Annotated in this window: 20 protein-coding genes and 1 tRNA gene; 10 read left to right on the plus strand and 11 right to left on the minus strand. The window is 45.3% G+C overall.

The window, feature by feature from the left end:
• Nucleotides 1-194 precede the first annotated feature (194 nt).
• Nucleotides 195-1,079 carry a 4-hydroxy-tetrahydrodipicolinate synthase gene (gene dapA, locus EXU57_RS03995; protein WP_133266853.1) on the minus strand — a complete coding sequence of 295 codons (885 nt, stop codon included), beginning with the start codon at nt 1,077-1,079 and terminating at the stop codon, nt 195-197.
• 27 nt (nt 1,080-1,106) lie between these two features.
• A complete protein-coding gene (locus EXU57_RS04000) occupies nt 1,107-2,087 on the minus strand; it encodes an acetyl-CoA carboxylase carboxyltransferase subunit alpha (protein WP_133266854.1) in 981 nt (326 codons plus the stop codon).
• Between the two features lie 445 nt (nt 2,088-2,532).
• Between EXU57_RS04000 and EXU57_RS04005 the strand changes: the two genes are divergently transcribed.
• The 4 genes from EXU57_RS04005 to EXU57_RS04020 all read left to right on the plus strand — a co-directional run bounded on the left by EXU57_RS04005 (nt 2,533) and on the right by EXU57_RS04020 (nt 3,656).
• Nucleotides 2,533-2,606: transfer RNA gene (locus EXU57_RS04005), tRNA-Asp, on the plus strand.
• A gap of 33 nt (nt 2,607-2,639) precedes the next feature.
• Complete coding sequence (locus EXU57_RS04010) at nt 2,640-2,903, plus strand: GIY-YIG nuclease family protein (protein WP_133266855.1); 264 nt, start codon at nt 2,640-2,642, stop codon at nt 2,901-2,903.
• A gap of 91 nt (nt 2,904-2,994) precedes the next feature.
• Complete coding sequence (locus EXU57_RS04015; RefSeq protein ID WP_133266856.1) at nt 2,995-3,267, plus strand: GIY-YIG nuclease family protein; 273 nt, start codon at nt 2,995-2,997, stop codon at nt 3,265-3,267.
• Nucleotides 3,268-3,359: 92 nt separating this feature from the next.
• Nucleotides 3,360-3,656, plus strand: coding sequence for a GIY-YIG nuclease family protein (locus EXU57_RS04020; RefSeq protein ID WP_133266857.1), 297 nt, complete (start codon nt 3,360-3,362; stop codon nt 3,654-3,656).
• A gap of 206 nt (nt 3,657-3,862) precedes the next feature.
• On the opposite strand, the gene EXU57_RS04025 is transcribed toward EXU57_RS04020, so the two are convergent.
• From EXU57_RS04025 to EXU57_RS04040, 4 genes are all read right to left on the minus strand, one after another.
• Nucleotides 3,863-4,774, minus strand: a complete 912-nt coding sequence (locus EXU57_RS04025; protein ID WP_133266858.1) for a universal stress protein — start codon at nt 4,772-4,774, stop codon at nt 3,863-3,865.
• A gap of 195 nt (nt 4,775-4,969) precedes the next feature.
• Entirely contained in the window at nt 4,970-5,809 is an 840-nt protein-coding gene (locus EXU57_RS04030; protein ID WP_133266859.1) for a universal stress protein, read from the minus strand.
• Nucleotides 5,810-6,241: 432 nt separating this feature from the next.
• The gene (locus EXU57_RS04035; RefSeq protein ID WP_133266860.1) at nt 6,242-6,844 is read right to left on the minus strand and encodes a flavodoxin family protein; all 603 of its coding nucleotides are present in this window, start codon (nt 6,842-6,844) and stop codon (nt 6,242-6,244) included.
• A 36-nt stretch (nt 6,845-6,880) separates the two neighbouring features.
• Nucleotides 6,881-7,714 (minus strand): hypothetical protein, encoded by an 834-nt coding sequence (locus EXU57_RS04040; protein WP_133266861.1) that lies wholly within the window; start codon nt 7,712-7,714, stop codon nt 6,881-6,883.
• Between the two features lie 802 nt (nt 7,715-8,516).
• On the opposite strand from EXU57_RS04040, the gene EXU57_RS04045 reads away from it, so the two are divergent.
• On the plus strand, nt 8,517-9,209 hold the full coding sequence (locus EXU57_RS04045; protein ID WP_133266862.1) for a hypothetical protein: 693 nt from the start codon (nt 8,517-8,519) through the stop codon (nt 9,207-9,209).
• A gap of 1,007 nt (nt 9,210-10,216) precedes the next feature.
• Here EXU57_RS04045 and EXU57_RS04050 read toward each other — a convergent pair.
• The 3 genes from EXU57_RS04050 to EXU57_RS04060 all read right to left on the minus strand — a co-directional run bounded on the left by EXU57_RS04050 (nt 10,217) and on the right by EXU57_RS04060 (nt 15,468).
• Nucleotides 10,217-11,299 (minus strand): DUF6544 family protein, encoded by a 1,083-nt coding sequence (locus tag EXU57_RS04050; protein WP_133266863.1) that lies wholly within the window; start codon nt 11,297-11,299, stop codon nt 10,217-10,219.
• A gap of 735 nt (nt 11,300-12,034) precedes the next feature.
• Complete coding sequence (locus tag EXU57_RS04055; RefSeq protein WP_133266864.1) at nt 12,035-13,930, minus strand: CRTAC1 family protein; 1,896 nt, start codon at nt 13,928-13,930, stop codon at nt 12,035-12,037.
• 47 nt (nt 13,931-13,977) lie between these two features.
• Nucleotides 13,978-15,468: a polysaccharide lyase family 1 protein gene (locus tag EXU57_RS04060; protein WP_133266865.1), complete on the minus strand. Its 1,491-nt coding sequence runs from the start codon at nt 15,466-15,468 to the stop codon at nt 13,978-13,980.
• Between the two features lie 1,032 nt (nt 15,469-16,500).
• Between EXU57_RS04060 and EXU57_RS04065 the strand changes: the two genes are divergently transcribed.
• Nucleotides 16,501-16,779 carry a hypothetical protein gene (locus EXU57_RS04065; protein WP_133266866.1) on the plus strand — a complete coding sequence of 93 codons (279 nt, stop codon included), beginning with the start codon at nt 16,501-16,503 and terminating at the stop codon, nt 16,777-16,779.
• A gap of 511 nt (nt 16,780-17,290) precedes the next feature.
• On the opposite strand, the gene EXU57_RS04070 is transcribed toward EXU57_RS04065, so the two are convergent.
• On the minus strand, nt 17,291-18,208 hold the full coding sequence (locus EXU57_RS04070) for a bestrophin family protein (RefSeq protein WP_133266867.1): 918 nt from the start codon (nt 18,206-18,208) through the stop codon (nt 17,291-17,293).
• Between the two features lie 240 nt (nt 18,209-18,448).
• Here EXU57_RS04070 and EXU57_RS04075 point away from each other — a divergent pair, with 240 nt between their 5' ends.
• Nucleotides 18,449-19,330, plus strand: coding sequence for a PfkB family carbohydrate kinase (locus EXU57_RS04075; protein ID WP_133266868.1), 882 nt, complete (start codon nt 18,449-18,451; stop codon nt 19,328-19,330).
• A gap of 44 nt (nt 19,331-19,374) precedes the next feature.
• Here EXU57_RS04075 and EXU57_RS04080 read toward each other — a convergent pair whose 3' ends face one another.
• The gene (locus EXU57_RS04080; protein WP_165958023.1) at nt 19,375-20,760 is read right to left on the minus strand and encodes a serine hydrolase domain-containing protein; all 1,386 of its coding nucleotides are present in this window, start codon (nt 20,758-20,760) and stop codon (nt 19,375-19,377) included.
• Between the two features lie 275 nt (nt 20,761-21,035).
• Between EXU57_RS04080 and EXU57_RS04085 the strand changes: the two genes are divergently transcribed.
• The 3 genes from EXU57_RS04085 to EXU57_RS04095 all read left to right on the plus strand — a co-directional run bounded on the left by EXU57_RS04085 (nt 21,036) and on the right by EXU57_RS04095 (nt 24,676).
• A complete protein-coding gene (locus tag EXU57_RS04085) occupies nt 21,036-21,581 on the plus strand; it encodes a 2'-5' RNA ligase family protein (RefSeq protein ID WP_207955376.1) in 546 nt (181 codons plus the stop codon).
• 206 nt (nt 21,582-21,787) lie between these two features.
• Nucleotides 21,788-24,223, plus strand: coding sequence for a hypothetical protein (locus tag EXU57_RS04090; RefSeq protein WP_133266870.1), 2,436 nt, complete (start codon nt 21,788-21,790; stop codon nt 24,221-24,223).
• A gap of 138 nt (nt 24,224-24,361) precedes the next feature.
• Nucleotides 24,362-24,676: a hypothetical protein gene (locus EXU57_RS04095; protein ID WP_133266871.1), complete on the plus strand. Its 315-nt coding sequence runs from the start codon at nt 24,362-24,364 to the stop codon at nt 24,674-24,676.
• The last annotated feature ends 91 nt before the right edge of the window (nt 24,677-24,767 follow it).

Consider the following 24,767-nt stretch of genomic DNA (forward strand, 5'->3'; position numbering starts at 1 on the left):
GTTGCCCGCTGGGAGCTTTGAAACCCGAAAGCAATTTCGCAACCGAATTGATGATAACCACCGGAATGTAATCAATAACACGTACCCAGGCAAGGATCAACCATTGCATGTAATCAAGCAAGCCCCCGTTAGAAAACCCGTTGGTGCACCACCATTGGTGAAATAAAAAAGCCGCTTGTCAGGCGGCTCCTAATTTAGAATGTAGCGAGGTATCGTTTTACTTTATCGTGGATGTGTTCACTTAATGGAACCACCGGTAACCTGAAATGGTTTTGTATAAGTCCAAATTCGGTAAGGAATGCTTTGATGCCAGCCGGGTTATTTTCTGCGAACATGAGGTCGAAGCCTTCGAGCATTTTGTTGTGCAGGGTGCGGGATGACTTGTATTCATCTTTTAGTGAGCAGCGAACAAGCTCACTAAAGTCTTTTGGAAAAACGTTTGCCGCAACACTGATCACACCGTCCATACCGAGCGCAATCAACGACAGGGCAAGATGATCATCTCCACTCGTGACCATGAATTCACGCGGGCGATCCCTGAGGATGTGCATACACTGTATCATGTTGCCACTCGCTTCTTTTATTCCGCTGATGTTCCCTACCTCATTTGCTAGGCGGAGTGTTGTTTCAGCAGCGATGTTACTTCCTGTGCGGCCTGGTACATTGTATAGTATAATCGGTTTCGATGTTGCGGAAGCAAGGGCTTTATAATGCTGGAAAATGCCTTCCTGTGAGGGTTTATTGTAATATGGGCTTGCACTTAGTATAGCCGTTGCCTTGTCAAGCGGGTAAGTCTCCAAATCATTCAACAGTTCGCGGGTGTTGTTTCCACCTAAACCAACAACCACAGGCAACCTTCCGCCAACTTTATCGTAAGTGAAGTTGATGATGTCTAACTTCTCCTGTTTATATAGGGTTGGCGTTTCGCCGGTAGTACCCATGGTGACAACGTATTCAACACCACCACGTATAACGTACTCAATCAAATTGCCCAGCGCATCAAAATCAACCTGCTGGTTGCTCGTGAAAGGTGTAACCAATGCAACACCGGTACCTTTCAAAGTATCTCGTAAACTCATTGTATAGCTTAAAAAATGATAACTTGATTATTCGGGTAACTCTTCCCAAAAGCCCATTTTGCCAAATTTTTCGATCCGTTGATTTATGCGGTCCTGCGGATCAATTTGTTTGAGTTCGCGAATAACCGGTATGAGATAAGATCGTAAGATCGAAGATGCTTCGTTATAATCCCAATGCGCGCCGCCAAGTGGTTCAGGAATGATGTCGTCAACCAGCCCAAAACTTTTCATGTCGGTTCCCGTTAAGCGAAGTTGTTCCGCTGCAATTTCTTTCTTTTCCCAACTTCTCCATAAGATGGTACTACAGTTTTCGGGAGAGATCACGGTGTACCAGCTGTTTTCAAGCATGAAAACGCGATCGCCTACTCCTATGCCCAATGCGCCACCACTTGCACCTTCGCCAATGATTACGACAATAATGGGCACTTTTAGCCTTATCATCTCGTAGATGTTTCGGGCGATGGCTTCACCCTGACCCCGTTCTTCCGCTTCAAGGCCGGGGAAAGCACCGGGTGTATCAATCAACGCGATAACCGGTTTATCAAACTTTTCCGCAAGCCGCATCAGGCGTAATGCTTTGCGATAGCCTTCGGGGTTGGCCATCCCAAAGTTTCGCATTTGCCGCATCTTGGTGTTGGTACCTTTTTGTTGCCCGATGATCATTACGGTCTCACCATTGATCTGCGCGAAGCCCCCTATCATTGCCTTATCATCCCTTACATTCCGGTCGCCATGTAGTTCCACGAAGTTCGTGCACATTTTTTCGATGTACTTCATGGTATACGGTCGATCCGGATGACGACTGAGCTGAACACGTTGCCATGGCGTAAGGCGTTCGGTGATTTCTTTACGCTTGTCAGCTATAGTATCATAAAGTTGGCGGATTGTAGATGAGTAGTCAACCTTTGAATTCTTTTCAGCAAGTTTCTTCGTTTGGTCAATTTGTTCGTATAACTCTTTAATCGGTCTCTCGAAATCAAGGAACTGTCTGTTCGGGTATTCAGGCATATGCGACTGTTAAGATGGTAAAAATAAGCCTTGCATTTTTTTTATAAAAGATTTGTTTGAAAAAATCATTTCCCCTTATCTTTGCAATCCCAAAACGGAGGTTTTGGTTGGTTTTGGATCGGTAGTTCAGTTGGTTAGAATGCCGCCCTGTCATCCCCAACAGGTTGGGGACGGGTTCGAGAAAAATTAGTTCTTATTACATTTTTGAGTTTTTATATCTACCATGGATCGGTAGTTCAGTTGGTTAGAATGCCGCCCTGTCATCCCCAACAGGTTGGGGACGGGTTCGAGAAACATTAGTTCTTATTACATTTTTGAGTTTTTATATCTACCATGGATCGGTAGTTCAGTTGGTTAGAATGCCGCCCTGTCATCCCCAACAGGTTGGGGACGGGTTCGAGAAACATTAGTTCTTATTACATTTTTGAGTTTTAATATCTACCATGGATCGGTAGTTCAGTTGGTTAGAATGCCGCCCTGTCACGGCGGAGGTCGCGGGTTCGAGTCCCGTCCGGTCCGCTTTTAAGCCGCCTTATACAGGTGGCTTTTTTTATGCCCTTTTACGTCTATATCATACAAAGTCAAAAAGACCTCTCCTACTATAAAGGTTTTACAGAAGATCCTGTTCTTAGATTGCAACGACACAATAGTGGTGAGTCTGCTTACACCCGACATAAGATGCCATGGAAGCTTGTTTACCTTGAGATACTGCACACAAAAAAAGATGCGCTTATACGGGAGAAGGTGTTAAAGAAATACAGCCATGAGCAGATTGAGCAGTTGATCACTTCGAAATTAAATTCGATCAATGATTAGAATGCCGCCCTGTCATCCCCAACCCTGTTGGGGACGGGTTCGAGTCCCGTCCGGTCCGCTTTTAAGCCGCCTTATACAGGTGGCTTTTTTTATGCCCTTTTACGTCTATATTATACAAAGTCAAAAAGATTTCTCCTACTATAAAGGTTTTACCCAAGATCCTGGTCTTAGATTGGAAAGACATAATAGTGATGAGTCTGCTTACACCCGACATAAGATGCCATGGAAGCTTGTTTACCTGGAAATATTGCACTCAAAAAAAGATGCGCTTATACGGGAGAAGGTGTTAAAGAAATACAGTCATGAACAGATGGAGCAGTTGATCAATTCATCGCTGAACGCAATGGATAGGTCAGTTGGTTAGCATGCCGCTCCTGTCATCCCCAACGGGGTTGGGTACCCATTCGAGTCCCGTCCGGTCCGCTTTTAAGCCGCCTTATACAGGTGGCTTTTTTTATGTCCTTTTACGTCTATATCATACAAAGTCAAAAAGACCTCTCCTACTATAAAGGTTTTACCGAAGATCCTGGTCTTAGATTGGAAAGACATAACCGTGGCGAGTCAACTTACACCCGTAAGGAAGTACCCTGGAAGCTTGTTTACCTTGAAATACGGCCCACAAAAAAAGATGCACTCATACGCGAGAAGGTGGTGAAGAAGTACAGTCATGAACAGATACTACAGCTGATCAATTCATCACCCAACCTCGCGGGTTCAGTCAAAATTAGTGTCGTCTGGGGCACCATCGAATAACGTGCTGCACCGAATACCCAATTAACACCTCTGATCAGCATGCCCATATGCCTGATGTACTTTAAAAATTCTAATGGTAGTTTAACTGTTCTAAGCTAAGCTCAAAAATCAGCAAGAAATTAAACTGGTTGATGTTGTCGATCTTTGAGGCCAACATACGGACGCATCCTATACCATGTTCAACCAATAATATATGTTATAGCCCCTTAATTTGAAACTTGCCGATGATTATCCATGATGGTTAATCCGTCGGCGTGGTTTTGGTTGGGCTTATATGCAGCTGGAACAATAAGCAGAGGAATGGTGGTAACATACGACATCGCCCTTGTGAAACTCTTTGAGAATAGCTTTTGCAGATAGGTTTTATTTCTTCTGACCATCACCATAGTATCGTAAGGAACTTCTCTACTAAGGTTTTCAATTGTTTCTTCCACGGAATCGGTCAGTATTGGCTTGAATGCTATCTGGCAAGAACTAAATAATTTCTTGATGTGATCAGCAAACCTTTGAAAAAATCCCATTTCTATTTTCAGGGAATCTCGTGTTGCAGTAAGCTCAAAAAAATGGACGACTGTTATGCCTGCTTCGTATATCTTAGCAAATTCGATGGCAAGCTGCAATGCATGGAGCTCGGAAAAATCGTAATTCGTGGCGAACACGATATCGCGCGGATCCTTCCACTCAAACTTTTCAGGTATCAGCAGCACCGGAACTGGGCTTTCTCCGGCGATACGCGAAGCTTCTGAACCCACCAATACCTTCTTTAGTCCGCTGGCACCTTGGGTGCCCATTGTAATCAGGTCAATTTCGTTTTGTCGGGCAAAACTCAGGATGCTTCCTGTCAAAGGCGAACGGGCAACAATGGTTTCTATTGCGATGGAACATGGCTCTCCGGCAACCTTCTTCTTTAAACGTTGTAAACGCTTTAATGCCTTATCCTTCATTTGAGCATTGTAGATGCGCCGATCTTGTTCCACACCAATAAATGTACTGTTTACCGGCGTGTACACGTGATACAAAACAATTGCTCCATCAACTTTCAACGCAAGATTTACTGCGAACCGGAAAGCTTTCTCCGCCGTTTGCGAAAAATCTGTTGGAACGAGTATTTTTTTCATAACTAATATATTTGTGATTCAGAAAACGACTAAGGAGAATAATTAATGATTCGCTTTCTAACAATGACCTTCTTACAATACGGTTACCTGTCAAAATACGCGGATGCTGTCTAATGCAAAACACTGATCAATTAGAGAATATCTGTGGAAAACCCTATTTAATACTAGCAACTCAAGCCGTCTTTAAACGTCCATTTACTTATTGTGTGCAACGAAAATAGGCATATCCAACTCCCTCATCAATACATCAGCCATACTCATCTTAAACCATCGGCTCATCTCCGTACGCCGATAAGCGCCTAGCACTACCAATTCATTTTGCTCGTGATTTCTTAAATGACCAAGTATCTGTTCCTCCGGATCTCCTTTCGTCACGGTGAAAACGGCATCTGGAAACTGCCTTTTGATAAATTCTCTCATCTTTCTATTGCCGGGAAGATGAAGATCTTCCAGGTCATTCTTGACGGTAAAAACCTCCACAGGCATATGCGGGAGTGCACAGAAGAGATAATTATACATTTTGATGGCGTATAAAGACGATGGTGCACCATCATAAAGCAAAACGATCTTATCTATGATCTTAAAATCATTAGGCGTTACCAGTACGGGACACTGAACATCGCCCAAAAGCTCCTTAATAAACCGGGTTGGAGGCTCTTCTTTGTGCCTGGTGAATGTTTCATATTCGTTGATGAAAATCAGGTCGGCAAACATGCTCTCTTCCTTGAGCTCCTGCAAGGCGATGTTTTTATCCCGATGAATGGAACAGTGTATTCCGGCTTTACTACATGCCATTTGAAAAACCCGTACGGCTTCATCCCTTTTGTGATGATCTTCCTCGTCGAGCTTTGCCATTACCTTTTCATAATCGTTACCGGATTCCATAACAGCAGCAACATTATAGCTCCGGTATATAAACTCATCCAGAAAAACACCGACTAAATGAGCGTTTACGGCCTTTGATAATTGAATTGCATACTGCAGCGTAGAATCGCACATTTTATATCCGTCAAATACGGCTAGAAACTTTTTCATTGTCTTATGCTAATGATTTAAATAAGCGTTGTCTGAATAGAAAATAATTCCTTTAAATCTCGTTCTTGATAATGAGCCAAATTAGGTACAGTTTCCGCCTAATTACATGATTGGCGTCACCTGGTAAAATGATCCTCAACGCCACATTGATAGTAGAACGTTTTCGACTTTCAGCTCCTGAAATCAGGTGTTGATTGCCTTACGTGCACAGTAGTTTTCTCGTGCTCGTCAAACTCCATTTGTCGGCTACCTTATCAGGTCACCCGAGCTTAAGATAAAGCCGGATACTGATCAGTAACATACGTGGCAACTGGGCTTCGCCAATACAGGCTCCAATGGCGATACGTGTGAAAGTATCTATAATTACATTCTTGTCTCTGTGATAATGTATGCAAATCAACCTGTATCGTTTGTGCACCAAACCAATGTATCTCACGGTGTAACATAAGGGTCGTGGTTCGCATGGCCGGCTGCAATCGACTGCCCTAATGCATATGCCTGAGAAACCGCAACATCAACATTTGACTTACTGCTTTGCTCATTATTGGGACGCCAAAGCCAAAACGCTTTTGATACAACAACGTGTCCGCCAGATCGGGCGATCAGCCGTTCAAAGTACTCCTGAGAAGCTTCGGTTGACCCCGCGCCAAGTGTAATAGCTACAACGGGCTTATTGTGCAGCGAATGTTTGCGCAGCAGCCCCGCGACTGACCAATCCGGTCGCCAGTTATATGTATTAGCGCAAAAAACATAGAGTGTATACTGGTCAAAAGAGTCAGGGCTTGCGGCAACCGACACCAGGTCGACAGCAAATTCATGGGTAGCCAGCGCTTTCGCAATAGAGCTGCAAACCTTTGCATCCAGATCGTAAAATGGATCAGGATCATAAACAACTAGTACCCTTGTCTTACTGGAACGATTACCCAGTTGAACAAACCGGGCTGAACCGGTACGTTCGGCCCACAAGGTGAGTATTCCCCAGCTTAAGCCAATTATCGCGGTAATAACAATCAACCTCCGAAGAAGTATTTTCATGATGCTGAATTCGAAGAATTGTAAAAAAAGATGAAGTTATCTATGACAAATGAAAACAGGTAACAGGTGCTCCCGAACCGGGTCGGTCACAAAACTTCTTTTTATAAATTGCGAGATTATCGAGCGACCATAAGCACCACTGACTAAAATCGAAGACAAACTGTTTTCAAGCCATGTCCCAAAATGCAAAGCGGGATCGATGTTCAACTTAAAAAAAGTAAGATGAACATAATGCTGTGTAGCAAGTTCTTCAATAAAATCCATTTCGGGAATTTCCTTGCTTTCATCTGGTTGTACATAAACCAACATTGTCGGGTTTCGGGCGAGTTCAGGAAAAATGTAAGCGAATTGTTTGATGGCAAATGCAGACTCAGAACTACCATCGTAAGCCAGAATATTATACTGTGGAAAGTCATATGCTTCGGGAACAACTACTACCGGGCATTCTGACGTATGTAGTGTGTCCGTAAGATAAGTAAACCGTTGCTGGCGCGGCAGTTGATTGAGAAACAATTGCTCCCCTAAAACCATGACATCCGAAAAACGCGTCTCCTTTTTCAAGTCGCGAAATGGGAAACTGGAGCAATCATTATGCAGCCGGTATTTTAGTAAATTTTGCTCACAGTGCTGTTTAAACCGAAGCTTGTTTGCGTTCATTGCGGCTTCGTCATCATTGTCTGGCGCGGGTAAAAAAACGCCCGCTTCACCAGGGTTCCCAAGTGCAAAAGCAGACCATTGTTTTGTATCATCAACACGGGGCATACAAACCGCCGTTGCAAGCACCGGCTGTAATGCGTTTAATCCTGCAACAAAGCGAAGTGCACCTTCCGAATAATTTGGCCCATCAAAAACAATCAATACTTTTTTCATCAATCTATTTTTATCAAGAATAAGCGAACAATATTTCCACTATGAGGGACAACCGGTTTGTTTATGATTATGATCAGTCTGGAACATGATGCTTACCAGGGCTGCGTGCCAACTGGCATCAACAGGACAATGTATACGAGCTTATGCCGAACTTCCCACATTATAATCTGAGAAACGGATGCAGGCGCGCAATAAAGCTTTGTGCAATGGCAATTTTCTACCGGTCTTATTATTTAACCCGTTATTCCTGAAAAGGGTACGGTTTTAAAGTGCGAAGCTTCCTGGCAATTCCTGTTTTAGATTCTTTCGTCAAAATAATTGAACTCCGGACTCAAATATAATGATGTACGTCACTGGTATGCCTGACGCGTAGCAGCTCGCATATACATGAGTTTACCTGAAACTCTTCAGCGTTCACTCCGGTACATTATAGGGCGTCCGGGCGGGCTATTCCCGTCCGACTGTGTTAACGGGGCTTATACAACCACAAGGGCAATGGTAAGAATAAGAACATCGGAAACTCAGCGTTAAATTGAGCTACACTTGCTCCAAATCGGCGCCTTAGAGGTATCCAGATAGAATTGGTGTTAGCGAACTTATATCCGTGAATTGCCCGCCCGGTAATGCAGTTTTATGGGCTTACTTACCGGGCAGCCGGGCACATCACTAAGTCACAATAAATCTCATGATATTTTATAAATTGTTGCAGCCGCGGGTTGAGCACAATCAGCCGTCACGATAACTATAGTCAGTAATTTTCAATAGTCTCCACGGTACTTTAGCATAAACAACACCAGGCGTCATGAAAAGAAGTTTACACCTACTCTTGTGTATGGCAATTTTTGCAAATGCTGCACATAGCCAGCAGCTTGAAGGTATCGGTGCCACAGTTATGGCGGGACATCAAAACGCCCGTTCCTCCGCCAACCATCTCCTTCAGCTTTCGCCACAAGGAATAAACGGATTTACCGACAACTATAGAAGTGTTGGCATTGAAGGTTTTTACCGCAAAGGGCGTGATGTATATGCTACGGAGTTGACCTTTAACTGGCAACAGCGGCATCATTCAGGTATCCAATATGCCGAACCGATTTTTAATTCAATAAGACTAAAGTATGGGTACATCATAAACAACAATAGCAAGGTGTTAATATACCCGACGTTTGCAGCGGGCGCAACCAAGTTCCTGCTCTCAACCTACTCTTTTGAAAACTTCAAGATGCTTAATTTGAGCGAAAAATCTCTGGCCATTCCATCATTTGCAATCGGCATCAGCACTGACGTACTTCTATCCCCTTTCAACCACGCTGAACGGTATTACCTTGGATGGATCGCCGGGCTGAAAGCTGGATATAATTTTAGCCTTCAATCCAAAAAATGGATGATGGAAAGCAGCCGTATCGCAGGTCCCCCATATGCAACCCGTGGCTTTTACGTTTCCCTGGCATTCGGGGCGGGTAGTTTCGACTTTGTCAACTCCGGCAAAAACCCATAAGCAGCAAAATCTAACTGTAATCAAGGATAATAAAGGTGATCATAATATGCAGAAGCCATTCAATTGCTTCCGAACAGTGGCACAATATCCTGCATGCTGCTTCTAATCATATACATCCAAATGTCAGGATAATTGTAATACAAGGGGAGCAATTCAAATTCAAGTAGATCGTATAAAGCCCCTGCATCCTGATCATCCTGCAATTCATCCGGAAAGCAACAATCAGCGGATGGCAATACAAAGCTGTTGTTCCGATCTATAGCAAATTCTGGAAACCAGCCGTCCGGGATGACCATTCATTGCTGCCGACATTCCACTGGTCCCGGAAGCTTCGAGTGTCCGGCGCGGCAGGTTGAGCCAAACATCCGCCCCTGCTTTCATCTTTCTTGATAATGCCAATTTATTGCCAGTGGTGGCAGCTATAACAGAGAAGCTGGCGCTCCCCAAAGATTTGCCGATGAACGGAATGCGACGCAACGATGCCAAATGGATGAACCAATGCCCGTACCAAAAGAATTGGCTTTGTTATTTCTTTTGAAACAGGAAATTGTATATCGGCTGGAAAATGTTCATTACTGTTGCATGAACAATGTATTAGGCATTCCACTTTGTTTCATAGTGCGGTACAGAATTGCTGCTTTTTGCGATACACACCTAAACATGAGTGAACACACAAATGATAACTCGTTGGGTAATTTATGTAATTTGACATCTTCCATAATTAGCTGCTCCCACTTTAATTGCCTCTGTACAAGCAGGGGGAAAGAATAAATTGGATTACATCAATTAACGTTGTTACGATCACCAGGTTACCTGTTTAACATCCTTCAATTGTTTAAATTAATTAGTAACATTTACAACCTCTGTTCCGATGAGCTTAAGGCGGGTGTACTTAAGTTGGAGGTTTGCTGTGGCAAAGATGCACTCCCGATAAAATAGAGGAGAAATATAATTCACATGTAAATTAATTGTATGAAAACAATACAAGCCCTTTCAAATTGACTGCGTTACTGAATATTATATTGTACATCCTTAAGGTAGAACTTTCCATAGGTAAATTTCCCGTCGGGGTAATGCCAGACTGCCTCGCCATAACCGGGCAGATTAAATCCATTGATCGTCTTGTAGTCGCTCACCGGTGTTGAAAACCGGTACTTCCGTTTTTCGGCGATGGCATACCGGTCATCAGATACAAAGTCAACGAGTTGACCATGATCATTAAAATACAATGTTGCTGAGACGGTATTTTCCTTTACAGTGTATGTTGCGTTTACAGCGTTTTCACTGAGCTGCTCCCATTTAATGGAGGGGTCAATCAGCGATGCCGGCGCCATCAGACACATATCGTTGAAGATCGTAACGGTTTCAGCCTTGTTCAGAACACCGGTAGTTTCATTCACAATAGGAAACAAACCAAACAACTTAATTTGCATGCTGGCGTTCCCGTTTTTATAGGCATGGTAGCCGGGTACCGTTACACCAAACATAGTACCCTTCATAAAGAAAAGTCGTGTGGGCCGATCGACAAAATTGTATTGCTCAGAGGTAAACGGAAACCAATCTTTACCCTTGTCGCGCATCTCGCCCCGAAAGATAATTTTATAGTTGTACACCTTTGGCTTGTTAATCACGCCTACATATCGCAGGTAGCGTTGTACAGCCGGAGGAAGGTGATCTAAATCTCTTTCAATCAGCAGGTTTGCGGTGGCTGGGAGCCCTTTAGTATTTTCCGCCACATCGCGTTTGTATGTGCGCTCAAATATCCAGGTTCCAATGGTCAGAACAGCAGCTACTGCGATGATCACGTTGGCAATGGTGCCGAACTTTGCATCGCTCCACACCCCGATAATCAGTAGCTGTGAAATCACGGCGGCGGGTAGTAATATCATCCACCAGCTTTCTTTCTTCAACAGAAAAAGCAAAGCGCCGGCAAGGAAAAGAAGAGCTGCAATTAGCCATAAAATACCTGCCTGCCTTGAGATTGGCCTGGTAAGCTGGGTGATATTACCGTACTGGTAGGCCTTTGCAAACCCCATGAAATGGATTAACCCGTGTAGTGTAATGATCAACAAAAAGAGCATGCGTAACATAATTAGTAGTGGTTTATCTCAGCGTATTGCCAGCCTGGTTTATAGTCAACAACATTCAAAAGGTTTGTTTAATAAGGACGACAACCATAAAAAAATAAAAGGCATATCAAAGGGTATAATTAAGGAGTCTTTGCAACGATCACTTGATCTTCTAATCTTAAACTTCCAGGGCTGTGTGTATATCCTGAGGGTGTCTTGTGGCGGAATATATCGGTCGGCTGGAAGGTGGCGGCATAGCAAAGCTTTTATCAAATGTGCTACAATTGATGTGGAATTCAGGTGATGGCAATCATTGTAAAAGCTGATTTATCGCAGGGCGAAGCAATAAGCTTATTTGCATTATAAAAGCATTTGATTGCAGAGGCCGAAGGCGACCAATTCAGAACTTATTATTATCACTGAATGAAGGCTATGTCTTGCATAAAAAAAGCTGTGAAAATCTTCCGAACAACAAGCCCGCGCTCGTATTCTACGACACCGGATGTCCTGTGCGTTTCGTTATAATAAATTTTGGTCCCGAATTAACTGCTTAAGTAAAGAAATCAAATCTCTAACTAAAGAAGCGATCATATGTGAGAAGCACTTGAAGACTGCAGTTCGTCATAATACCGTGTAGAATTATAAATTACACCTCAAACATTACCATGGCGGGTGCATGTTATGCATAAAGGAAAACATAGAACATTCTTTTGCTACACAAGAAAATTATGTACGCAATTATTCTAAAACAAACCCCTACTGCTCCCGCACGGTCGTGGTGCCATTCATGTTGATGCCCGTCGTAACTGCCTGCTTCTTGCCAGATGGCCAGGCAATGTCAATACGATCCACGGAGGTTGCAGCCCCCAGGCCAAAGTAGAGTGGCATTGCACTCTGCGACAGATAACCAGACTTTCCGTCCATTGCCTTAACGTACTTGGAGCCACCGGCTGTTACCGTGACGACTGCACCAAAGCCATCTCGATTGGAAGTGGAACCCACCAGCTTTACGTTGATATAGTGAATCGAGGTCTTTGTTGAGAGGTTGCTCTCGAGGACCATCGGGACGTTGTTGAATTCATTTGTGACAATGTCGAGGTCGCCGTCGCCGTCTACATCAAAAATTACGGCCGATCGGGTGCTCTTCGAACCCCAGATTGACAATCGGCCATTCGCCCCAGCTGCGTCTGGATGGCTCCGGTCCTTGCCTGACGCATCGAGCTCGAACCATGGCATTGTTGTTCCATCTTTCCGCGGCTCGATGCCGAGCACGAACTCCGCATTGGCAAACCGTTTGCCCCCATCGTTCAGCTTCACGCTGTTGACACTGTAACGAAATGGATAGCTCATTCCAGCTGCGACAAAGATATCGTCATAGCCATCGGCATTGAGATCACCGATGCTTGGTCCCCAGGGCCAATAGTTTTCGGCGTTCATCTGGTCCGAAGCCTCGTGGAACTTGCCGGGCCCATCCCTGATGAAAAGGGAATTGCCCCATATGCTCGTCATGCCGGTGCCACGGAAGGATTTTGGCCACATCATCATTGACTTCATGTGCTCCAGTTCGGGCCCTACCTCGTGACTCATGTCCGAGTGCATGTCGGTGATGTAGATGTCGAGCCTGCCATCGTTGTTGACATCAAACACTTTGACACCCATTGCACCCCAGGACGTACGTGGGAAAATTTCACGACTTTTCCTTACGAACTTTTTGCCGCCGGCGTTCTCGTAGTACTGGTCGTCGCCTTGCATGTTGAGCAGGTAGATGTCTGGCCAGCCATCCTCGTTGACATCGACTATACTCGCGTCGCCCGACCAGGAGTAGTCGGTTAAGCCTACGGCAGTGGTCACATTCGTGAACTTATTGCGTCCGTCATTCCGGAACAACAGGCTCGACTCATTTCGCTCGGGATGCAGGTGCCCTTCGAACCCGTCCTCAAAACCTACGTAATACGTGTACTTATCTCCACCCAATACGGATGTGGTGTATTTCCCGACGTTGGCGAGGAATAAATCGAGCTTGCCATCGTTGTTGTAATCAAAGAAAACAGCGCCTGAAGAGTGGCCTTTGTAGTTTAATCCTGAGCTCACCGATATGTCGCGGAATTTGCCATGTCCATCGTTTTCGAACAAGCTATTGCCGCCGCGAACGGCGGTGACATACAGGTCTTCGTCGCCGTCATTGTCGATGTCGGCAAACGAGGCCGCAACCGAAACCTTGCCCATCATCGCGGCGCCGGACAGGGCCGTAATATTGCTGAATTTTCCCCTGCCAAGATTCTTCCAGAGCTGGTTGCCGCCCACCTGGTTGACGAAATAGATATCGAGTAATCCGTCGCCGTCAACGTCTGCCACGGCGATCCCTGTGCCATGGTCGTAGTGCACGGCCTTGTATGTTTTGCCTGCATCGTCAACGATGTTGCCGCGGAAGGAGATGCCCGTTGCGGCGAGTGCGTCCGTGAACGTGAAATCATGAAACACGCCGATGTCTTTGGCGTTCGCCAGTTGGACGTGGCGAAGGGAATCGAGCCAGGAGGTATCGGCGAGTTCCGCTGGAACGAAACGTCTGGTTTTAAGGGTGGATTGTTGTTGTGAAAAGGTGGTTAGAACCATCAAAGTAAATATCCCGGTAAGCCATGTTTTCTTAACCATTGTTAATCTTTAACCTTTATGATCGATGCGCCCTGGCGACAGGGTCTTTAACTGATTGTATCTACGTTATTTCCAAAATTGCGGTAATTGATCCGCTCCTGTGGATTTGTTCCATTAAGATACTCTTCCACATTGGAATAACCATCACCATCGGAATCCATAGCACCATCCTTTCCATTTTTTGGATCAAGTTTGGCGTTGATTTCCCATTCGTCAGGCATACCATCTCCATCGCTGTCAACAGGAACCCGGGCACGATCGTATGTAAGGGTAGGATATCCACCAACCTCTGCTACGTTTTTAATAATTCCTGTTGTAGTCATCGGTTTTGCTTTGCGTACCATTTCTGTAACACGGGTGTCAACAGCATCTCGTTTAGGCAAGGTTGCACCCACCTTATCCAGCACAGCCGCATAAGCAACGGGGGCTGTGTGGTGTGGTGCCACGGGCCAGCCTTCAAACGGGGTATTTACACGTGCAAGGTTCCCGGGTCCGCGCATACCAGCCCAGTTGTTGTTGGTGAGCTCATCGTTGCCATGCATGGTGTTGCCGGCAACATACCATTTACCCGGACGGTTGGTTGCTTTGGGGTACCAATTACCTTCGGACCATGCACTACCCGGGGAATACATGCTTCGCTGTTCGATGCGGGCAAACACTGCCCTTATGTTATCACTCGTCGCCGGACCAGGTTTGTAGTAATTGTTGATGAGGTTAACCATAGAAGTCTCATCTCCACCATCAATTGAGCGATGACCCCAGTTGAAAATAACATTGTAACGGAAATCGAATGCGCCCGACATCCCAATAGACGGATTCCTGGCAGTATTACTTGCGAAAAGATTGTGATGGAATGTTGAAGGATTGCCGCCCCAGGTGCCGCCAAAAGCATGTCCCCTGGCGTCGAGGGCTTCACTTGAAATTGTCCACTGGATGGTTATATTTTCTGCGGGATCTTTAACCTGAGTTTTACCATCAAAGGATGGCCTCATGTGGCGGTAAAGCGAAATATTTTCGTCCATTCCCCAGCTGGTCGAACAATGGTCGATGATGATGTGATGATGCGGATTACCACCAATATTATCATCACCTTGTCCGCCGGTTGGAACACCGCGGCGTACACGCAGGTGCCGGATGATTACATTGTGCGTGTTTACGTTCAGCGTACCGGCAATACAGATCCCATCACCAGGGGCAGATTGACCAGCAATGGTGATATCGGGGTGGTTGACATTGAGGTCTTCCTTTAGTAGTACCGTACCTGCAACACGAAAGACCACTATACGTGACCCTTCTGCTTCTAAAGCCATACGTAAACTGCCGTCGCCACTGTCGTTAAGATTTGTAACGGCAATTACTTTACCTCCACGTCCTCCGGTTGTAAACATACCTGCCCCCCAGGCTCCCGGAAATGCAGGGATAGCAGCTTCGGGCAATCTCGGTGGATGTGGAGGTATCTGGCCGGCTTCTGGCTGTGCCGCGGCAGCGTTTGCAGCCTGTGCAACGGCTTCTGCACCCGTACTTAAACAATTAAGCATAAACAGGCTTGCCGCAAACACAGCAAGAGATCCTTTCCTATTAGTAGAAACCTTGTTCCTCACTTTAATTTGATTTAGATGGTCATTTCAAGAATGAATAAGATGTGGCTGGCTAACAGGTTGTTGTTTCAAGATTGATCATTCTCAAGTAAAATTTATTTATCTGGGCTGCGCGCATATGTGGTCGGCCGATAAGCCTTCTAATAATTAAATGATTATTTACGCTGCCGTAGGGCTCATGCAATTAAGTCCTTTAAATTCAACAAATCAAAGTTCGCAGGCTGGATTCTTTGGGACGATCATATACTTATCCTAATTATATCAAGGGGATTCGCAACTTTTCCTCCTGCTTATTTTGATGCTGATGCGTTAGAAGTTTGTTAGCTCTAACCGGGTTATTGCTTTTGTAAATTATTGCCCCTAACAACTTTCAGGCAGATCGCCCCTCAGCATGGCTTAGCCCGGCGTATGCAGCAGCGCATTACGGCTGCCGAGCAATTAAACAAATGCTGACTATACGAGATTGATGCAATAATCTCAGCCATAGTCGCTGTTTTTACTCATAGTGCCACTTGATTGTCAATCACCGTTATCACAACTGCGGTCGGCCCTGGAATCGTCGCTGAGCACAGGATTAGTATCAAAGAAGCCACCTGAGGTTTGCCCAAACAGCAGTGAAATCTCAATAGAACCATACTAACCGCAGTGCTTACTAGCTTGAATTTCCGGGCATAAGTGAACCCGGCAGTACATAAGAACCTGTATCTGTTTGTAAGCTGGTCAAACCCGCTTATCTTAGCACAGGTAGCTGTCAGAGCTGGAGTGGATATATCGTGGGAAAAGGACCAGCTATAATGGATGGCAAGCTCTTGATCCCTTATGCCATCGGATCTTGTGAAGTTTAACTCGAGCCTTCATTTTTAAAGCGAATGGTGTTACAACTATAGAATACATTCACGCTGTTGTTCAGGCCGAAATCACCAGTAACAACAGCAAGTTTCTCATTATTACTAAACCTACAAATTGTTGAACATGGCTATCCCAGATTTTCCAAATGGATTTGAATCGTGGCAGAAAACACACTTCGAAGTAGTAGAAGTACTTGTTTACATGAGAAATCTTGAAGACCACAAGAAACCTCAGGGATTTTACGAAGCGTTAGATCAGTCTGCCAGCCAGGAGATGTATAACCTAGCTTTAAACCTGACCAACAAATATGAAGAACAAAGCAAGGGGAAGGAAAGAACACGAAGCCTCTTTGATGAAATAGAAGACTTCGTTTGGAGCGAGGTACAGAATTCACAATCTTAATTCAATGTCGTTTACTTAAGAGAAATCTTTGGTGACCAGCTGTGGGAATTCTATTTGCCATCGTTGCCCGCCCGGATGAACCCCGTTCGGACGGGTGTCACTCCCTTGTACCGCATCGCTTTATTTACCGATTTCTGCCACTCACCTTAAGTAAACGATATTGAATCTTAATTAACGGTTTTACACCCACACCACTTTCGTGAGCTTCCTTATCACCCTCAGCAACAAAAAACCCGTCTAAAACGGGTTTTTTGTTGCGGATGACCTGGCACAATCGAGGTCACTCTCTTCTCAACGAAAAACATCTTTCGAGAATAAGGATAATCAGTCTCGAAAAATTGTTTTGATCGAAGATATCCATGTTCTGTTGTAAGTCTAGTTTTGAAATAACTACAATACCTCAGGTTGCGCGCTTACCCCGGATCAAAGCAGTGTCCATTGAAGAAATTAGCCATACAACATCCACCCTTGTCAGAAGCATTCGGGTATTAGAGAAGGTTTTTACAACTCCTTAATCTATCGCATATCGATTGTCTTCCCGGAAAGAAGGCAAGGGTCTGTCAGCCATCTCTAACAACGATGACTCCACCGTACGGCAGATTGCATTTAGTGCAAGGTCATTGGGCTCAGTTCCAAAAGGATTTTCAATCTCATCCGCGATGGCTTCAAGTGCCACAAAGGTGTAAGCTATAAACGTAACGATTACCGGGGTGAGCCAACCAAGGCTGTCCACAAAACCAAATGGCAACAGAAAACAGTACAGGTAAACAGTGCGATGTAGAAGCACGCGGTAGCTATAGGGTATCGGTGTCGTATCAATCCTTTCGCAACCCCCGATGATTTCAGATAACTTATTCAGGTTTTCATCAAACGCCACCTGCACCACCGGCTCGATACGGCCCTGGTCCCGGGCTAACTTCACCCATGCTGCCATGTGTTTTACCAGGATAACCGGTTTAAATTGCTTGTTCTGCAGGTGAACGCATAACTCAGGTGAAAGCAACCGATCAAAATCAGCAGTGGGGTCAGTCCGCCTGAGTTGATGTTTAAGGGCATATGCGAAAGCAATAAGCTGGTGAATAAATCTTAACACCTCAGGACTTTTCTCTTCGTAACCACTAAGTGTAATTGCCTGCCGCGCAAGTGAACGACAGTCGATCAAAAGCGCGCCCCAGAGTTTCCTGCCTTCCCAAAAGCGCTCGTAGCTCGCGCTGTTTCTAAACCCCAGGAATATCGCCAGTGTGATACCAAACAGGGTGAACGGGGTTGGATTCAAAGGTATTTTATAGTGGTAGACCGTGCCCCTGAAGAAAACAATAACGCTTGACAACAAAAATAGCAATCCCAGCCGCGGTAGCAATTGTGGCAACACCGAACCATTCCACACGAATAACATCCTAAACCAATTCTGCGGTTTCCTTCTGATCATGGCGGCAAATTTCAGGAATATTTGCTCATATTAACAATAACGGCAACGATACGCTTTCGCCCTGCCGGAATTATTCAACGCTGTAAATATGCTGCTCTGCAGGTTCGAGCTTTGTCATTTCCGCCCGGGTACTGTTAGCCGGAACAATTGCGGACCGGCTTAGGGTTTACCTTCTTCCCGACAATAGAAGGCTTATTGAAATAGAAATAACGGTATTTTGCACAACTTTAAAACGGATAGATGTACCAGCTTTGCACAATAGGACATATCACACTAGATAAAATACAAACACCCGCTTCTGTGAACTACTTGCCCGGTGGCACCGGTCTTTATATGTCCATGGCACTCAGGAACCTTAACATACGGTACCTCCTGGTAACCGCTGTAGCTCCTGGTGAGCAGTACATTATCGATAAGCTTAGAACAGACGGGGTTGAGGTGATCAGCTTACCGAGCACACATACCGTATACTTCGAGAACATATATGGTGAAAATCCTGATCATCGTGATCAAAATGTTCTGAACATCGCTGATCCGTTTACGGTAGCGTCACTTCCGGATGTTAGTGCCGGGATTTTTCACCTTGGCCCTTTGCTTTACCAGGACTTTTCAGAAGCACTATTCCCTGTACTTGCTTCAAAAGGTATAATATCATTAGATGTGCAGGGACTATTACGACATGTAAAAAATAAAAAGGTGTCCTATACCGACTGGAACAGCAAGGAGGAATTGCTTAAACATGTGACCATACTAAAAGCAAACGAATTCGAGCTCGAAACCCTTACAGGAACCAGTAACGTAAAAGAGGGTGCAAAGTACCTGGCAGGGCTTGGTGTTAAAGAAGTCGTGATCACCCTTGGCAGTAAAGGTTCCCTTGTTTATAGCGACGACCTCTTCGTTAACATTCCTGCATTTCCACCAACTGCAACGATTGATACAACAGGCTGCGGCGACACTTATATGGCCGGATATTTATTCAAAAGAATTAACGGGGCTTCAATAGAAGACTCAGGCATATACGGGGCAGCAATGGCTACGCTGAAGATTCAATCGTTTGGCCCGTTTACCGGGAGTTCGGCGGATATCAACGAAATGGTGTCGAGTATGTATGCATTCAAGTGATCGCACCATGCTGCGAATGGGTATAATAACTTTCCCCCTACGGCTCAATTTAACGCTGCAATGATCTCTGCGAGGAACTGATCTTCATTCAACCTGTTGCCCTGTTGCAGTGCAAGACGTACCACTACCAATTGTTTAGATGGAATGATCCAGATGGATTGTCCCTCATAGCCATCGGCCCAGAAGCAATCTGCAGGTACCGATGGGTAGCTACGCCTTGCAGGATCGCCAGGCGCCCCGGCATTTAGCCAAAACTGGGCGCCATACTCGCCTAGTAGGGCGCCCTTCGCAGGTGTAGTGGTATAACTGACCCACCCCATCGGCAGAATACGCTCGCCATTGGCGACACCATCGTTCAGGTATAATAAGCCAAATCTGGCCCAGTCTCGTGGAGTGGCAAAACAGTAAGAAGATCCAACGAATGTACCGCTTGCATCGGGCTCCATAACTGCGCCCGACATTCCTATCTTTCTGAAAAGTTCATCATATGGAAATTGATAGTAAGCTGAACCTGTTCTCGTTCGGATGATGTAAGCAAGCATGTTTGCGCTTCCACTGGAGTACTCGAAACGGGTGCCGGGTTCAAATTCTAATTCGTAGCTGCTTGCATACCTGCCCATGTCGGACTGCATAAAAAGCATGTTGGTCGCAGGACTTGGTGTTGCATATTCTTCGTCCCATTTCAAACCACTGTTCGCATGTAGTAATTGATCAATGGTGATGTTTTTTCGCTTGTCGTTGCTCCACTCAGGAAAAAGATTATGATCAGTGATATTCAAACGTCCTTGCTTAACGAGTATACCAATCAAAGCACTGTTTATACTTTTCGTCATCGACCACCCGGTATGACGCGTTTGTTGATTAAAGCCGTCACCGTAACGCTCCGCTACAATCTTTCCCTTGTGTAACACGATAACTGCTCTCGACCGTCTTAATGTATCCGTTCCCTTTTCACGAAATGCCTCGCTTACAGCGGTATTAAGTTTGGCGGCTTGTGCCAGTGATAACAAACTATCCTTAAGCTGGAAACCTGGGGCCAAAGCTGTATCCCCGTGATTTCCGGAAGACAACAATCGCGGCAACTCCGACCTGATTTGTTCTTCAATAAGTTCACTAACAAGTGTACAGCCGAGCCCCTCGCGGTAAATCGCTTTTCTTGGAGCCATTCCCAGCACACTTCCTGTTGCTGATGAGTCGCCATTGTGTATCGAAAAACTTCCCAGCGAAAGCGGCATCGCCCCAAGCTCCTTACTGATAACATCTGATGGCGACCGGTTACTCAGGTAAACGCAGGAACAAAGTGTTTTTGCACCAAACCCACTCAATATGGGAATAGCTTTCGAAACAAAAACAATCCCGTAAACAAGTACTGCCAAAACAATGGTCAGCAGAAAAACCCGGATCTTTTTACCACCCCCGATCTTACCCATATGGCAAAATAATCTATAATCAGGATTCATTCAGTACAGTCAGGCGGTTTGTTCAAATGATCTGCACAGTTTTAATCTGCCCGGGGAAAGCCTTTTGAACGAACGTTCCACCGGCTAACGAATGGGTGAACCCGGCAACGATCCAGGGGAACAATGCAGTTAGGGTGAACTGAACTGAAACAACAAACAAATTAAAACATATTTCAGCTTAACCCAGCACAGAAAAAAAGCCGAAAACGACAATCATAACGCGCGAATACTGTATGACTGAAAGCATGGGCATACTTTTTTTACAGCCTGTGCTTTCCATGCAAATGACCAATCCACCTCTGATCGTTACGTTAGCTATGGGTAAAGAAGCGACAGCTTTGTTTAACCAGCTGAGGATAGCACATTTTCCACCGGAAAGAAACTTTATTGATGCGCACCTGACCTTGTTTCACGCCCTGCCCAATGAGCCTGCCATAACCAACACGATAAAAGAGGCAGCTACCACACAAAAGCCTTTTGAACTTCGGATTACCGCGCCCGTATCCATTGGCAAAGGGGTGGCGTTTAAAGTCGAAAGCAGCGAGCTACAATCGCTACATTCCCGCTTACAAAAGCACTGGAAAGATGTGTTAACCGCGCAGGACAAGCAAAAGCTCTGGCCGCATATTACCATTCAAAACAAAGTACCACCGGCAGAAGCGAAGGCGTTACTTGAACAGCTATTAGCAGACTTTTCCCCCATGCAAACCATTGCCGCTGGCTTGCAATTGTGGGAATATCTTGGTGGTCCCTGGGGGTTTGTGGGTGAGTACGAATTCACCGCGACATAGTTGATTGCTCAAAAGCTATTCCGCCGAATTCCGGAATGCACGTCCGTCAACATTTCGTGCCCTAAACCGTAGTCCCGCCTAAGTACGCGTATTACCTTAACTGCTCGTGTTTTGTAAAAGCTCATATAAGACCATTCACTAGATTTGTTTACGTGCTTATAGACGAATGCTGCCTATATTCATCTTAAAGAATCAATCATCCCGGAATGCGCTTAACCCCGCTTGCTGTTGCCTTTTTGATGATGCTAATTGTTGTTAGGGCAAGTGCCCAAAACGACAATAAGCACATTGATTCCATTTTGACAAGAGTTGGCTGGTATGCTTTAAAGAAACCTTCGGCAACGTTGTATGTGCACTTCGACAAAAATATCTTTACCAATAACGAAAACGTTTGGTTTACCGGGTACCTGCTCAACAGCAATACGAGGGGTGAGCACCATACCCTTTCGGTTGCGCTCATCAGGAACGACGACCGATCGATTCTAACTTCAGGTAAATTCGTATTGAACAAAACGCTGGCGTTCGGTAATCTCTTTCTTCCAGACTCTCTGCCTACAGGTGACTATAGTTTTATTTGCTACACCAATGTGGTCGTGAATGGAGCACCACCCGCACTTTTTGTTCAACCTGTTACCATTAAAACCACTAAAGCCAACGGCTTTATTAGCAACCTCAGCCTGGCTGATAGCCTGAGACCGGGTGCAGACAGCGTGGTGGTACTACTTAAATCTTATACCCAGGAAATCTCACTTGTAAGAGGTGCCGATGTGACTTATTATGTAGGTGACAGGTCAAAGCCATTGATTTGGGGAAAACTCAAAACAGACAACTTTGGCGAGGCTAAAATTCAAGTGCCGGTAAAAGCATTAACCGGCGAGAACAATATACTCCAGGCAGAAATCAGCAGCAAAAATGAAATACGAACCTTTAATCTGAGGTTGCCGGTTTATAAAAAAGAATTCCGGCTAAAGTGTTATCCTGAAGGTGGGAACCTCGTAAATGGATCCCTTGCCAACATTGGTTTTGAAGTAGTGAATGAAGAAGGCAAACCGGAACCCGTAAACGGTTTTCTGCTGGAGAACGGGGCACAATTGCACCCGGTACAAACAAATGCATTTGGTATGGGAAAATTTCAATTCATCCCGCAACCCGGCAAACACTACCAGCTAAAATTAAACAACTCTCCTGCATTATTTCCGTTGCCGCCTGCCCTTGATCAGGGACCAGTGCTTCATGTGGGCACGGCCTTAACTGACGACACCCTCGTTATCCAGTTGAAGCATACAGTTGCCGGACAAAACTGGAGCCTGTTGGTCCATAATTACAGGTCGGTGTTCCTGAACGCATCTGTTATTTCATCAGGAAAAATGATGACCATCAAAGTTCCACTTGATGAAGTGCCCAAGGGACTCAATACCGTAACCATTGTTGACTCAGGCGGAAGACCATGGGCAGAACGATTGTTTTATGCGCATTTCAATAAAAACGTGCAGGTAAATATCTCAACTGACTCCTCGTCATACGTTGCCCGGCAAAAAGTAAATATTAAGTTTCGGGTAACAGACACACGCCACCAACCACTAAAAAGCATGGTGTCAATTGCCTGTGTGCAGGATAACCGGCTCGACGTAAAAAAAATGACAGACATCACGAGCTTTCATTACCTGCGGCATGAACTCCAGTCCTTTCCTTTCAAGACCAATCTCCGAAGCAGTGACAGCGAGACCCGGGAATACCTTGAAAACCTGCTCCTGGTTAAAGGTTGGAGAAGGTATACCTGGCAAGACCTTTCTACAACGACTGCCACCGATACCTTAACCGAAAACAAATCCCTTGCTTTCACAGGTAAGGCGGTCTTAAAACGCCGGCAAAGCCCCTTACCATTAGATGTGCTGGTGGTTAAATTGCCCGAGGTAGACCTGGTTGGCACCGACAGCAGCGGCAATTTTACCTTACCACAGAGCGTTATGATTGCTCCGTTCGACAAACAACTGCAACTATCTGTAAACGGGAAACAGGAGGACCAATACACCATAGTAACAAATGACCCGTATAAAGCAATGAACCAAAAGCTTGCGCAAAGCCTGGTGTTCGATGATTTCAGCACACCGAACTTTATGCAGACCAGTCAAAGCGTTGTGCTGAAATCGGAAGAAGGCGGCAAACGACTATTGGATGTTACCGTGACCAAAAAAAAAGACAACCGGGTTTTTGCCTATGGTGCCAATGTATGTGGCGACTACGTCTGTATGTACAACATTCTAAACTGTCCAAATCACCCGTTCGGCGGTTCTCAACCGGTTATGGGCAGGTCTTACGGCATAAAGGGAAGCAGCTCAAGTGTCATCTATAAAGGTTGCGCTGAACTCGAAAAGGAAAACAGGAGTAAACTGTTCCTGGTTGACGCGGTCTACCGCGCAAAGGAATTTTACGTCGCTGACTATGCTAAATTCAATCCCCCTGCAAGTGAATTTTTGTCGACTCTATATTGGAAGCATGCCCAATTGACAAACGAGAACGGTGAAGCAGAAATCTCGTTTTATACAGGCGATATCCCCGGTAAGTTCAGGGTGGTAATCCAGGGCCTTACTACCGATGACGTACTTTATGGCGAGCAGGTCTTCACGGTTAAGGAACAGTGATATGCCTGCGGCTGAGAAACCAATCCATTCACCTAATTGCTAATGGGATAAACGTTGCCAGGGGTTTTAACAATTTTTGGCTTTATAAATGCAACGGTCTGGTTTGTTGCTATGTCAGCATTTCAAAACAGTAAAACTATGAAAGCAATAATCTGTTCTTTCGTCTTTGTTGCAGCTATTACCTTATCAGGCTGCAGTAAAAACAATACGGTTGTCGTGCCCAAAGAAAATTACCCCTTTGCATTTAAGGGGCTCCTGAAAAAACTGGAGGTGAGCAGTTGGCAATACGGCACCCACATTATTACCGATGAAGGCAATAAGTACGCACTAAAGAGTTCGACCGTAAACCTGGACAACTTTGTTGATAAAGTGGTCACCATCAAAGGCAGCAAAATCGCAGGCTACCCGGTTGATAACGGTCCCGACTTTATTGAGGTGAAAGCGGTGGAGTAACGGGAATATTGCAGCCGGGTTAAACCGGGTACCAGCAGCGGCCATTGTCGCTGCTCTTTTGTGCGCTGGCAAACCTGTGGGTCTGGGGAGT

The sequence above is a fragment of the Segetibacter sp. 3557_3 genome (genome assembly GCF_004354985.1).
In the GTDB taxonomy this organism is placed as follows: Bacteria; Bacteroidota; Bacteroidia; order Chitinophagales; family Chitinophagaceae; genus Segetibacter.